This window comes from Bacteroides sp. Marseille-P8574 (assembly GCF_902825465.1).
Lineage (GTDB): Bacteria > Bacteroidota > Bacteroidia > Bacteroidales > Bacteroidaceae > Bacteroides > Bacteroides uniformis.
Genome location: NZ_CADEBE010000001.1, coordinates 1702057 through 1715251 on the forward strand (window position 1 = coordinate 1702057; position 13195 = coordinate 1715251).

Genomic DNA, 13195 nt, shown 5'->3' on the forward strand with positions numbered 1-13195 from the left:
TGCTAATTGGCTGCGCAATGTAGCTACATCGGCACATTAGCATATTATCACATTACCATATTATTTTTCTACCTCAACTTCCACACCATCGGCTAATTTAGACTGCCCGGCAATAACAACTTGAGAGTTATTGTCTACACCGGAAATCAACTCATACTCCGTATCCATACGACGGCCAAGTTCTACCTTATTATAAGACACCTTGCCGTCCTTGTAGACATAGACATAGCGGTCGCCTGAACCGGCACGCTTCACAATGGCCAGGTCGGGAACGACCACGTGGTCCCGTATTCCGAAATTCAGCGTGGCACGGGCAAACATTCCCGGACGTACACGCTGGTCACGGTTAACAAGCTGTATCTCTACCGGGAAAGTACGGGTAGCCGGGTTGATGGTAGGATAAACAAGGCTGATTTTGCCTTCGAACTCCTCGTCACCATAGACATCCACTTTCACAGATACGGGAGCGCCCTTCTTCACTTTGGTAAAGTAGCCTTCGGATACGTTGATGTATAGTTTTACCGGAGTGATTTGCTCCACTACCAGTACCGGCTCTCCACCGCCATACATATCTCCGTTATCGTAATTACGTGCCGTCACCACTCCATTAATGGGACTGAGCAACGAGGTGTTCTCCAAGAGATTCTTATAGGAAGTCTCACGGATGTCGAGATTCATCTTGGCGGCATCCCACTCCGATTTGGAGGCACCGCCTACCTTATACAACTCGTCAATACGCTTGAACTCTATCTGCTGGTTGTCCAGCTGATATTTTATCTGCTTCAGATTGGCAGCATCCATGCTGACCAGCTTCTGGCCTTTCGACACGCGGTCGCCCACCTCCACAAAGATGCGGTCTATACGCACCGGAGAAGAGGGAGCAATATTGTTTTTTACTTCGGCTTCCACCGTAGCGGTGTATTCCTGAATCTGTTCCACGGGACGGGACGACACCTCGGCCAGTTTCACCCTCGGCTTTTCGTCCACCTTCTCAGCAGCAGCTTTATCACTACCTCCGCTACATGCCCCCAGCATGGCAACCACCAGCAGGACCATCCATTGAAAACCTTTTTTCATATCGTTGTTTTTATTTCTATTCTTCATTCTTAGTTCTTCATTCTTCGTTCCCTGCAATATAATCCTTTCCCAGTACTTGGTCAAGGTCAGCCTTCGCAACCAGATAATCATAGATGGACTGATTGTAAGTCAGTTCAGCCTCCGTAAGCTGCACTTGCGAAGTGTTCAGCTCCAACACTGTACCTTTACCTACCTCATAGCGTTTACCGGCAATCTGCACAGCTTTCTGTGCCTGCATCACATTCTCGCGGTTGCTGACAACCTGCTCGGAACTGGCAGCCATATTGTTCTGATAGCTGGTAATCTGCATGTTCAGCTTGCGCTCTGTGTCCAGACGGTTCTGCTCCAACTGACGTATCTGAATACGGTTGGACTTGAGCTTGGTGAAATTGCTTGCCTTATACAAAGGAATGCTCAGCGTAAACATCAGTGCGGAACTTCCGCTCCAATTATAATCGAGGATGTTCCAGTCCTCGTTGTAGAGTGACTGGTATTGGTAAGAATAATTCATACCCAAAGTAGGCATGAAGTTGGTACGGAGTGACTTGATGTTCTGATTGAGCATCTTCCGGTTCAAGTCCAACTGCTTCATCGTCGTATTATTGTTCAGATTGGCAGCGGGCTGATTCAGTTCATTGGCAAACAGCTCCGTCTCATAGTTGCCGAGATTGTCGGCAATCTCTATATCCACATCGGCCGTTACTCCCATCAGTACCTTCAACTGCAACTTGGACAACGTCACGGCATTACCCGCCGAAATCACATTCGGCTTAATGCTGCGCATCTGCACCTCGGCACTGATTTTATCGAACTCACTGACGGCACCCTGCTGATACTTGGCATTGACAATGTTGTAGTTGTCTTCTGCCAGCTTATAGCTCTTCTGCAACACATCGTAGGAGTCTTGCGTCAGCATCAGCTGATAGTAACCCTTAGTTACCTGGTTCACCAAGTCCAGCTTAGAAGCCCGTGACTTTTCCACAGCCAGTTCAATGTCTGTCTTCGTCATCGACATGGCCTTATATACGCTAGGGGCGAATATGGGCAAACTGATATTCAGCACCCCGCTTACCGTATTCGAATTGTCCATACCCATCTTGAACGACTGTCCGCCAAGATTCATCTGTGCCGCACTGATGGTATGATTCCACGTACCGTCAATGCTTGCCTGCGGAAGCAAGTTCTGCCAGGTTTCCTTGTGAGTCACTTTCTTCAAAGCAATTTCTTCCTCCGCCACCTTTATGGTAGGATTGTCGCTTAAAGCAATCTCTAAGGCACGGTCAAGGGTCAGGGTCAGGGTATCCTTTGTCTCTTGTGCGCGCACATAGCCGCCGGCATACAGCACAGCAACTGCCAACAGTAGTGCTCTGCCTACCCAAAATCTCTGCATCTTCATAAATCAAAAATAGATTATTTATTAAAACTACTCCTTCGTTTCATCCGGCTTTACCTGATTCTTGCGATATTCGCAGATAAAGTCCTCCAGGACACGGGCACCCTTCTCCGTAGAGATACCGCGCAAGAAAGTGAACATGATAGATTCGTACACTTCAAGGAAAGAATACTCATTGCAGATGTCCGAATTCATCAGCAAATCGAGCTGGTCGCGCACAAGCAGATTGATAATAGCAAAATTCACATCATCACGGAAAATGCCTTGCTTCACGCCCTCTTTGAAAAAGTTCACGGTATCTTCCGAGCTCCGGTTCCGGTTGTTCTTCATCAACTGATAAGCCTTGGGATATTTCTTGATATCCTCAAAAAACTTCTTGTTCGTGGCATGAAAACGCTCTATGCTCCACTGATAACATCTCAACAAAACTTCCAATACGTTGTTGGAAGTCTCTATGACTTCTTTCACAAAAATATCACCATCCTTCTGGGACTTCAGGATACATTCTTCCAGCAAGGTTTCCTTATCCGGAAAAACTTCGTAAAGAGTGCGCTTAGAGATACCCAAAGATGCTGCAATCTCATCCATCGTGATACTTTTTATTCCATTTGTTGTAAATAATTCTACAGCTGCCAGAATGATACGTTCCCTTAGTTCCACCCGTGATGTTGAATGCTTCGTGTGTTCGCCCATTTTTCTTCCCTTTCTAAACTAAAACTATTTTTATTCATTATCGGAATAAAACGAGACAAATATAGAAAGAAAACTCAATTCGCCAATTAAGTTTCCTTTCTTATTGTTAACAGATTAATAATTATTATGTTTCTGGCAGATTTATTGGGAAGTTCCTAATAATCAAACTTTGTCCGGTTGAGGAAAGCGACTGTCTTATGGATTTCCTTATACATCACGATGTCCTCCTTCACAAAGGGAACTTCCTTGCGGTATTCGTGCAGGAAACGCTCCAAAACGGGAGAAGTCTTTGCCGGACGGCGGAAGTCAATGCCCTGAGCGGCATTCATCAGTTCGATGGCAAGGATATGCTCCAGATTATCCATAATGCGATAAAGCTTAGTAGCTGCATTGGCACCCATGCTGACGTGGTCTTCCTGCCCGTTGGAGGAAACGATGGAGTCGCTGCTGGCGGCATAGCAGTACATTTTGTTCTGGCTCACCATAGATGCGGCGGCATATTGCGGAATCATGAAACCGGAGTTCAGACCTGGATTGGCAACAAGGAATTCCGGAAGTCCGCGCAACCCCATGATAAGCTGGGCGATGCGCCGCTCGGATATATTGCCCAGTTCTGCCAGGGCGATGCCGAGAAAGTCGTAGGAGATGGCAAGCGGCTGGCCGTGGAAGTTACCGCCCGAAATGATACGGTCCTCATCGGGGAAGATAGTGGGATTGTCAGTCACGGAATTGATTTCCGTCAGCAGAACGGAAGACACGTAACGGATGGCGTCTTTCGTTGCCCCATGCACCTGAGGGATGCAACGGAACGAATAAGGGTCTTGCACATGCTGCTTGGGACGAGCTACCAGCTCGCTGCCTTCCAATAGCTTGCGGAAGTTGGCACCCGTTTCTATCTGTCCCTTGTGTGGACGAATCTGCTGGATACAGTCCATGAAGGGATCGATACGTCCGTCGAAAGCTTCCAGGGAAAGGGCGGCAATCAAGTCGGCTTTCTTGGAGAGACGAAAGGCTTTGAGAATGGCAAAGACACCGTTGGCACTCATAAACTGGGTACCGTTGAGTAATGCCAATCCCTCTTTACTCATCAGCTTCACCGGTTCCCAGCCGAACTCGTCGAGCACGCTGATAGCCTCGCGCTTCTTTCCTTTATAATAAACATCGCCCACACCGATAAGCGGCAGGAAGAGGTTGGCCAGAGGAGCCAGGTCGCCGGAGGCGCCCAGTGAACCACGGTCATACACAATAGGCATCACGTCGTTATTGAAAAAGTCGAGGATACGCTGCACGGTAATAACCTGCACACCGCTATGCCCCAAAGAGAGGGCATGTGCCTTGAGCAACATCATCAGCTTGATGATGACGGGACGTATCTCCTCGCCCACACTGCAAGCATGGCTCTTGATGAGATTCTCCTGCAAGGTACCCAGCTCGTCCGACGAAATGCTCTTGCTGCACAACGAGCCGAAACCGGTGGTAATGCCATACAAGGGTTCTTCCGACTCCGCAATCTTCTTGTCCAGATAATCGCGGCACTTCTGTATCCGCAGCTTGGCTTCCGGAGCCAGCTCCAGTTTCAAGTTTTCATTAATGATGCGTTCGATGAGGTCGAAGGTCAGCTCACCGGAACCTACGTAATAGACATTGTTCATACTTTCAGCTCTTGATTGATTTCGTCCAACAATTCCTTTTCTTTCGCACAAGCCAAGTGTTCCAATTCATCGGCTTCACTTTGGAGCTTGGACACAAACTCCTTGTCCTTCAACGAACCCAGGTTGATGCGTACATTCATCAGTGCGCCCAGCACAGCCGAACGGGCAGACATCATGGCTACACAAGCATCCGTAACGGCATTGCGATTGCCCATGCGGGCTATATCCATGATGACTGTCATCAACTCATACGCATTGCGTGCCACCTGCATGGGAACAAGGGCAGCAAACTTGGTAGCCTCCTGAATGGCAGCACTGCGCGCCGCTTTTTCCTCATCCGTAGCTTTCGGCATCTTGAAGCAGGCAAACACCTTGTTGTAGGCCTCAGAGTCGCGGTCTATATCTTCCACAAAAGCTCCCTTCTGCTGCAAGGCAACTCCGGAGACATGGCGCATCAGCTCTTCGTGAAGTTCATAACCTTTCTTGCCGATGGTGAGGTTGGCAACCATAGCGGCAAGAGCAGAAGCAATGGCACCGTTCAAAGCGGCAATACTACCGCCACCGGGGACGGGATCACTACCCGCCACTTTATTCAAAAATTCCTTTACTGTCAAATCAACTAACATGATAATAAATTATTAAGGATTAAATATTAATGTTCAAGGAGCTCTAAAGTCCCGGATAAAGAACTCCGTTCTTCACGGTGGTATTGACACAATTCATCCCGACGTAATAGGGCAAAAAATGATAATTGTCCGTATCGAGGACTACAAAATCCCCTTTTTTGCCCACCTCGATACTACCAATGCTGTCCGCACGGTTCAAGGCGGCTGCACCGTTCAAGGTCAGGGCAGTGATGGCCTCTTCAACACTCATTTTCATATAAATGCACGCCAAGGCAAATGTCAGGGGGATGGAACCGGAGAAACAACTGCCCGGATTGAGGTCGGTGGCAAGAGCCACGGCACAACCGGCATCAATCATTTCGCGTCCACGGGCATAGGGTTCCTTCAAAGCAAAGGCTGTCAGCGGAAGAAGGGTCGCCACAACTTCTTTATTGGCCATGGCGCGGATGTCCGCATCCGAAGCATGCAGCAGATGGTCGGCAGAGACGGCAGAAAGTTCAGCAGCCAGCCCAGCACCACCTAATGGTACAATTTCATCGGCATGGAGTTTCAAGGCAAGTCCCATTTCCTTGGCTGCTAGCAAAAGGCGACGAGACTGTTCGATGGAGAAAACACCCTGCTCACAGAAGACATCGCAGAACTCTGCCAAATTATTATGAACCACTACGGGCATCACTTCGCGGATAATGTAGTCCACGTATTCGTCCGTCCGCCCGTTGTATTCTGCAGGCACAGCATGTGCGCCGAGAAAAGTGGAGACAACGTCTACACGCTTGTGCTCGTCATTATTAAGGCTACGCATCACCCGAAGCTGCAGGAGCTCGGTTTCCTTGTCCAGACCGTAGCCGCTCTTCCCCTCTACGGTAGTCACTCCCATAGCACTCATCTGCTTCAGAAAGGCCTCCGCCTTGCTGCGCAGCTGGATGAAATTGCATGCACGGGTAGCCTTCACCGTACTCACGATGCCTCCTCCACGTTCCATGATGGACATGTAACTCTCTCCCTTCAAACGCCAGGAGAACTCCTCGGCACGCTCGCCACCAAACACAAAATGTGTGTGCGAGTCCACAAAGCCGGGTAGCAGACACTTGCCGCGGGCATTGTAATGCCAGTAGTGCTGATAATAGCCGTCACGCTCCTCTCCACGGTTGGGACCGACGTAGGTGATGACACCGTCGGTCACTTCCACCGTAGCATTGTCGATGATGCTCAGTTGCTCCATCTCGCTGCCGCGACGGGCGGAAAAACCGAGGGGGGTCACGACACGGGCATTGAATATAATAAGGTTCTCTGTCATAAAGCCTCTCCCCTAACCCCTCCCCCGTAGGGAGGGGAATTAAGTTAGTACTATTTAATTCGGTTACATTCGTGCTTCTAAAACTTGCTCCATGGAGAAGTTCTCCAATCCCAGATAGTAGGACGCTGTATCTATCAAGGCCTCCATCGGCACCAGACCGATAATCTCACTGCCCACAATGCTGACACCGTAGCGGCGGGCTTCCACACGCACCAGTTCGAAAGCACGGTAGAGGGCGGTGCGGGTATAGTCCGTCATGTTGATGGATACCTGCGTGATGCCGCGGTCTTTCAACTCCACTCCCATTGCCTTGCAATAACGCAGTCCGCCGCCGATGAAACGGATTTTCTTAGCAATGTCATGGGCTATCTCCAGACTGGGAGTATTGAGGTTGATGTTATAGGCCACCAAAGGCATGCGGGCACCGATAGCTACTGTGCCTGCAGTGGGATGACGTTCAGCCGGTCCAAAGTCGGGATGCCATTCCGGTTGCTTTATCTTCTCGGCCATACCTTCGAACTCCCCTTTACGGACAGCAGCCAGATTCTCCCGATGAGGGGCAGAAGCAGACTTTTCATATAAGAAGACAGGAAGATTGTAACGTTTTGCAACCTCCTCGCCCACCTCTTTGGAGAGGGCAACAGCTTCTTCCATCGTCACATTCCGGATGGGGATAAAAGGTACTACATCTACAGCACCCATACGAGGGTGCTGTCCCTGATGGTGATTGAGATCTATCAGCTCTACCGCTACGCCGATAGCTTCGAGCACAGCATCACGAAGCGGTTCAGGCTCGCCCACTACGGTCACCACGAGGCGGTTATGGTCTTCATCGTTGCTGTAATCCAACAGTTTCACACCTTGTTTGCTCCGAAAAGAAGCCACTATCTTATCTATCTTTTGCAAATCGCGCCCTTCACTGAAATTAGGGACGCATTCCATAATTCTGTCCATAATATGCTAATGTGAGTAATATGCTAATATACTAATGAGAGAATATACACATGCTTCTAATCAAATCCTCATCCGCCACATACGGCATCGTGATATGATAGCCATCTGCATGCGTACGGTTAAACTCTTCACTCGTCTCCATGGCATGAGGGTTACGCGCCCACGAACGGCGTGCCACACCACCCATCACATCCCACAGCATGGCGGAACGCAAGATTTCGTCTACCCGCTCACTACCGTCGCACACCATGCCGAAACCGCCGTTGATGGCTTTTCCGATACCTACGCCACCTCCATTGTGCAAGGCCACCAAGCTCATGCCACGCGCACAGTTTCCGGCAAAACACTGTACCGCCATATCTGCCATGACATTACTGCCGTCCTTGATATTGGATGTTTCACGGAATGGAGAGTCTGTACCGCTGACATCGTGATGGTCGCGTCCCAACATGATGGGGCCGACCTCTCCCTTACGCACCATTTCATTGAAGCGCAAAGCTATATTCATGCGTCCCACGGCATCCTGATAGAGAATACGAGCCTGCGTGCCGACTACCAGATTGTTCTTCTCCGCATCACGAATCCAATTGTAGTTATCCAAATCTTGCCCGCGACGTGTAGGGTCGATACATTCCATCGCCGCACGGTCGGTCTTCACCAAGTCTTCATGTTTTCCACTGAGACACACCCAGCGGAACGGACCATAACCATAATCAAACAATTCCGGTCCCATAATGTCTTCCACATAGCTGGGGAAAATGAAGCCGTTCTTATCGTCCCCGTCTCGCGCAATTTCGCTCACACCGGCATCGTAGACGGCTTTCATGAAGGAGTTCCCATAATCGAAGAAGTATGTACCGTGTTCCACCAGCCTCTTTATAGCCTTGAAATGACGCTCCAAGGAAACATTCACCAGGCACCGGAACTCCGACGGATTTTCATGTAGCATACGGGTACGCTGCTCAAACGTCAGTCCGACGGGACAGTAACCGCCCTCGTAGGTGGCATGGCAGGAAGTCTGGTCAGAAAGTAAATCTATGTGCAACTGCTTCTGCACCGCATATTCCAGCAAATCGACGACATTGCCGTGATAGGCCACAGAAACCGGGCGGCACTCATCCATCGCTTTTTGAGCCAGCGAGAAGGCTTCTTCCAGAGAATCCGTAACGTGTCCCACCCAACCCTGGGTATGGCGGGTTTCGATGCGGGAAGCATCCACCTCGGCAATGATTGCCGCCGCCCCTGCCATCTCGGCAGCTTTGGGCTGCGCACCGCTCATGCCTCCCAGACCGGAAGAAACAAACAAGCGTCCGCGCAAATCACCATCCTGCGGAATGCCCAGCTTCAGACGGCCCGCATTCAGCAGCGTATTAAAGGTGCCGTGCACAATGCCCTGCGGACCGATGTACATCCAGCCTCCGGCAGTCATCTGGCCGTAGTTGGCAACGCCCATCTGCATAGCGGTGTGCCAGTCCTTCTGATTATCATAGAGCCCCACCATCAGCGCATTGGTAATGATGACACGGGGCGCTTCGGGCTTGGATTTGAACAGTCCCAACGGATGCCCGCTTTCGATAACCAGTGTCTGCTCGCGCGTCAACACTTCGAGGTACTGCTTGATGAGCCGGTATTGCATCCAGTTCTGACAGACCTGTCCCGTCTCACCATAGGTAACTAATTCATACGGATAAAGGGCGATGTCGAAACAAAGATTATTGTCAATCATCACCTGGAAGGCCTTGCCTTCAATACAGTTCCCTTTGTACTCATCGATGGATTTCGCTTTGAGGTCGCCCTGCGGGCGGTAGCGGTAGCCATAGATACGTCCACGTGTACGCAGTTCTTCCATGAACTCCGGAGCGAGGGTTTCGTGCAGCTCTTTGGGGATGTAGCGCAAAGCGTTCTTCAATGCCGTAGCCGTCTGCGCAGGGGTAAGGGTGTAGCCACGGTCGGGTGCCCGCCGGATACCCTCGACAAAGGAAGGATAGGAAGGCAATGTTTTACTTAAGGTTATCTCCATGTCCTATAAAGATTAAGGATTTACAAAATGTCAGCCCACGAGGGCTATATTTGCCGCAATATAGAAATAAATCCCGACATTCGCAATGGAATGCCGGGATTATTTATCTTTTAGTCAGAAACCAACAAAGAGGATTTCTATTTTAAAGCCATTTTATTGATTTTCATTATCTGATAGACACCCTCATAATCGGCGGCAAATCCGTCATCGGCTTTGCCCATATCGATTACTTCCAACTCTACGTATACCGGTTTTCCGTTTTTAACTCCTTTCGTCATATCATCATATTTTTGCATGAGTTCTCCGGTCTCATCCACAATCCAATAATCGGCAGAATCTCCTTCGGCTTTGAAGGAACGCACCTCATGGCCGATGACCAGCTCGCCTCTTACCGACAGAAGTTTCTTGGCAGGGGTAAGCACCGCAGCAGGTATTGTTTTTTGATTCAGAGCTTCATTGTTCCTGGCATATTTCAAGAGCAACTCTCCTCTTTTGAGAATCAGGCTGTCCTGCGTCAGTTTTTCTATTGTCAGCGTATCCGTGAAAGAAATATTCTGGTGATTGCCGATGCTGGTACCTGAAAGTAACAACCGGTTTCCTACTTTTTTCCATGCCTCATATTTCAAGGTGGCCATGTTAATGGAAGAGGCGCTTCCGTCCCTATCAAGAACGAAACCTTGTTGCATGCCGGGCATTCCCGGAACCGGCTCCACCCAGGAGCCTTCAATGGAGGCATTGTTGCAAGCAGCCAAAGCAACCATGCCAAGAACAGCAGTTAAATCTCTCAATCTTTTCATATCTCTTCTCTTTTTAAAACTATATTTCTAAACAAAGGAGCTCTTGTTTTTCCTCTATTCTCTTGCAAAAATAATGTTTTTACGGGAACTTCCACGCATCAAAGAATCTTTTCACGAAACAAATTATGAATATTTATTTGGAAATTATTCAAACTAGCATTACCTTTGCACCGAAATTCAAAAACGATATGAACCAGTACTTAACTACAAGATACAATACGCGCAATGCTGCATGGGGCAACAAGACCTTATGCGGCCACTTCATAGTGCACGTACATTGGTTCAGCGGATTCATTTAACTATCCTGCAATTTGCATCTTACTATTTTGCACTTCCCTTACCGAGAAAAGGAGGGAGAGATGCCGTGTATGGAGTTTCCGTTCGGAAAAACCGGACTAACCTATGTATTCACCCAAAAAAGAAAAAAACTTATGTTTACAATTATATCCATCATGTTTATAGGAATCGGTATCGGATACCTAATGCGTAATGTACAGATGTTGCAAAAAGTGGAGAAAAGCGCCTCGCTCACCATCTTACTGCTGCTCTTTGTACTCGGTGTATCCATCGGTTCCAACCGTCTGATTGTTGACAATCTGGGAAGATTCGGGTGGCAGGCCGCCGTACTGGCCTCACTGAGCATTACAGGCAGCATGCTAGCCTCACTGATGGTGTTTCACCTATTTTTTAAGAAAGGAGAGAAGAGATGAAGGGAAGTTTGATGGTTGTTGCATTTTTCTGTGCCGGCTGCCTGATGGGAGTAGCCAATGATTTTCAGTTCGACTTGCACGACTTATCCATGTATGTGCTCTATGCATTGATGTTCCAGGTGGGCATCGGCATCGGGAGCAACAAGCAATTGAAGGAGCTGGTCAAGAGTCTGCGGCCCAAAATGCTTTTGGTGCCGATGGCCACCATTGTGGGAACACTGTTGTTCTCCGCCTTCGCCAGTCTGCTGTTGAGCCAATGGAGTGTGTTCGACTGCATGGCGGTGGGTAGCGGATTTGCTTATTATTCGCTTTCCTCCATTCTGATTACGCAATTCAAGGAACCTTCCATAGGTCTGCAACTCGCCACGGAACTGGGCACCATCGCCCTGCTTGCCAATATCTTCCGTGAAATGATGGCTTTGCTGGGTGCACCGCTCATCCGGAAATATTTCGGCAAACTGGCACCTATATCGGCGGCAGGGGTCAATTCGATGGATGTACTTCTACCCTCCATCACCCAATATTCCGGAAAGGATGTGATTCCTATCGCTATATTCCACGGAATATTAATTGATATGAGTGTACCGGTATTCGTATCCTTCTTCTGCAATCTGTAAACAGCGGGCCGAAAAAGGAGGATAAGGCCTCATTGTATTCATACTTTAACAACGTGAACAACAGCGACTTCTCACTGCAAAGTGAGTGCATGCTTTTTGCAGTGATACTGCAACTGCTTTGCAGCGCGACTGCAACGGGTTTGCAGTGACGCTGCAAAAGGCGTGCAATGACTTTGCAGCCGGTCACCAAGCTACCGCATACTCGTAGCGGTCGAACTTAGGCTTGGTGCTTATGCCTACCGCCTTGAATACCCGGGCTATCCTGTTCTTCGGGAGAGATAGGCCGCTCGCCCTTGCGGCAATGATAGTAATAGCGTTCGCAAGAGAAGCATCCCATCACGCGATGGCGCACGGTGAAAAGCAGCTTGGTGGGTACTTCGTCGAAAAGATGCGTCATACCGCGGGCATAGTGCAGCTGCTCGCTGGAGCGGTAACGGGCACAGGTGGAGGACCCGGACAAGCTGCTGACATAAAAAGGATTCACCGCACGAACGGACTGTGGTTGGGGGGCTTCACTCTCGGACAACAGTTGTGCCGCTATCGCCCGCAGGCAGGAAGAGGCTTTGGGGCACTTTCCGTTACCCGCAAAGCAGTATTCGTACCCATCGGGCACGTCTTGCAATAATATCATCTTATTAATGATTAATGATTAGTGATTAATGGACGGAGTGCACGCAGATACTTGCCGATGACCTCTGCCGACTCGCTTGTTTCTTTCTCGAATTCGGCGTGCAGTGTCGGGTATCCGGCAAGCAATTGCATCATTCGCTCACGTCCCACGAACTCGGACTTTCCGGTTTCGGGATTCAGTTCGTAATAGACGCGGGCATGCACCAGTCCCGAAGCATTGATGGCGTCTCCCACTTCACCGCCCAATCGTGTGGCATCATCGGGAGTCATGGTACTGGTGGCTGCTTGTCCCACAGGCTGTGCACAGAAGTAAACCTTTCCACCGAGCCACATGGCAGGTGCATACCACTGCCCGAAGCGATAACGCTTATAGCGCATCTTACGGCAATTGACATAAAGCGAGGTATCTACCCGTACAGCATAACAACGGGACTTCAAATAACGGCAAAGACCGAGATTGTCGTCTACCGTAATACGATAATCGGCACCGCCCATGAGGTAAATCTGGTTCTTTGTACGCTTCTCAATCTTCAGTGTGGTAACCGTATCGCCACGGTTCTCCACCAACTCTCTCAGATTGGAATACATTACCTGTTGCGCCCCCACCGGCAAAACCGCCAGCAACATCAGAACGCCTAACAACCAACTCTTCTTCATATCCCAACCTCCTCTTTTCTGAAACTTTGTTTTAGTGAGCGAAAGGTACATTTTTTATCGGAAGTAGACAAA

Annotated in this window: 13 protein-coding genes; 2 read left to right on the top strand and 11 right to left on the bottom strand. The window is 49.3% G+C overall.

Annotation, left to right across the window (positions count from 1 at the left end; genetic code table 11):
• Positions 1-60: 60 nt before the first annotated feature.
• The 9 genes from HUX74_RS07375 to HUX74_RS07415 all read right to left on the bottom strand — a co-directional run bounded on the left by HUX74_RS07375 (position 61) and on the right by HUX74_RS07415 (position 10509).
• On the bottom strand, positions 61-1077 hold the full coding sequence (locus HUX74_RS07375; protein ID WP_174646439.1) for an efflux RND transporter periplasmic adaptor subunit: 1017 nt from the start codon (positions 1075-1077) through the stop codon (positions 61-63).
• Positions 1078-1114: 37 nt separating this feature from the next.
• Positions 1115-2473: a TolC family protein gene (locus HUX74_RS07380; RefSeq protein ID WP_117601032.1), complete on the bottom strand. Its 1359-nt coding sequence runs from the start codon at positions 2471-2473 to the stop codon at positions 1115-1117.
• A 27-nt stretch (positions 2474-2500) separates the two neighbouring features.
• Positions 2501-3163: a TetR/AcrR family transcriptional regulator gene (locus HUX74_RS07385; RefSeq protein WP_117601031.1), complete on the bottom strand. Its 663-nt coding sequence runs from the start codon at positions 3161-3163 to the stop codon at positions 2501-2503.
• 155 nt (positions 3164-3318) lie between these two features.
• Positions 3319-4815 (bottom strand): histidine ammonia-lyase, encoded by a 1497-nt coding sequence (hutH, locus tag HUX74_RS07390; RefSeq protein WP_117601030.1) that lies wholly within the window; start codon positions 4813-4815, stop codon positions 3319-3321.
• Positions 4812-5441, bottom strand: a complete 630-nt coding sequence (locus HUX74_RS07395; protein ID WP_117601029.1) for a cyclodeaminase/cyclohydrolase family protein — start codon at positions 5439-5441, stop codon at positions 4812-4814. Before HUX74_RS07395 ends, hutH begins: the two co-directional genes overlap by 4 nt.
• A 43-nt stretch (positions 5442-5484) precedes the next feature.
• Entirely contained in the window at positions 5485-6738 is a 1254-nt protein-coding gene (gene hutI / locus HUX74_RS07400) for an imidazolonepropionase (protein ID WP_117601028.1), read from the bottom strand.
• Between the two features lie 63 nt (positions 6739-6801).
• A complete protein-coding gene (gene ftcD, locus HUX74_RS07405) occupies positions 6802-7692 on the bottom strand; it encodes a glutamate formimidoyltransferase (protein WP_174646440.1) in 891 nt (296 codons plus the stop codon).
• Between the two features lie 31 nt (positions 7693-7723).
• Positions 7724-9712 carry a urocanate hydratase gene (locus tag HUX74_RS07410; protein WP_174646441.1) on the bottom strand — a complete coding sequence of 663 codons (1989 nt, stop codon included), beginning with the start codon at positions 9710-9712 and terminating at the stop codon, positions 7724-7726.
• 137 nt (positions 9713-9849) lie between these two features.
• Entirely contained in the window at positions 9850-10509 is a 660-nt protein-coding gene (locus HUX74_RS07415) for a lipocalin family protein (protein ID WP_117966508.1), read from the bottom strand.
• Between the two features lie 431 nt (positions 10510-10940).
• Between HUX74_RS07415 and HUX74_RS07420 the strand changes: the two genes are divergently transcribed.
• Together HUX74_RS07420 and HUX74_RS07425 are read left to right on the top strand one after the other, a co-directional pair.
• Entirely contained in the window at positions 10941-11219 is a 279-nt protein-coding gene (locus HUX74_RS07420) for a LysO family transporter (protein WP_005825664.1), read from the top strand.
• Positions 11216-11836 (top strand): lysine exporter LysO family protein, encoded by a 621-nt coding sequence (locus tag HUX74_RS07425; protein WP_117966505.1) that lies wholly within the window; start codon positions 11216-11218, stop codon positions 11834-11836. The genes HUX74_RS07420 and HUX74_RS07425 overlap by 4 nt, the downstream gene beginning before the upstream one ends.
• A gap of 217 nt (positions 11837-12053) precedes the next feature.
• On the opposite strand, the gene HUX74_RS07430 is transcribed toward HUX74_RS07425, so the two are convergent.
• Complete coding sequence (locus HUX74_RS07430; RefSeq protein ID WP_254592844.1) at positions 12054-12467, bottom strand: DUF6078 family protein; 414 nt, start codon at positions 12465-12467, stop codon at positions 12054-12056.
• A gap of 11 nt (positions 12468-12478) precedes the next feature.
• Complete coding sequence (locus HUX74_RS07435; protein WP_371808677.1) at positions 12479-13123, bottom strand: DUF6563 family protein; 645 nt, start codon at positions 13121-13123, stop codon at positions 12479-12481.
• Positions 13124-13195 lie beyond the last annotated feature (72 nt).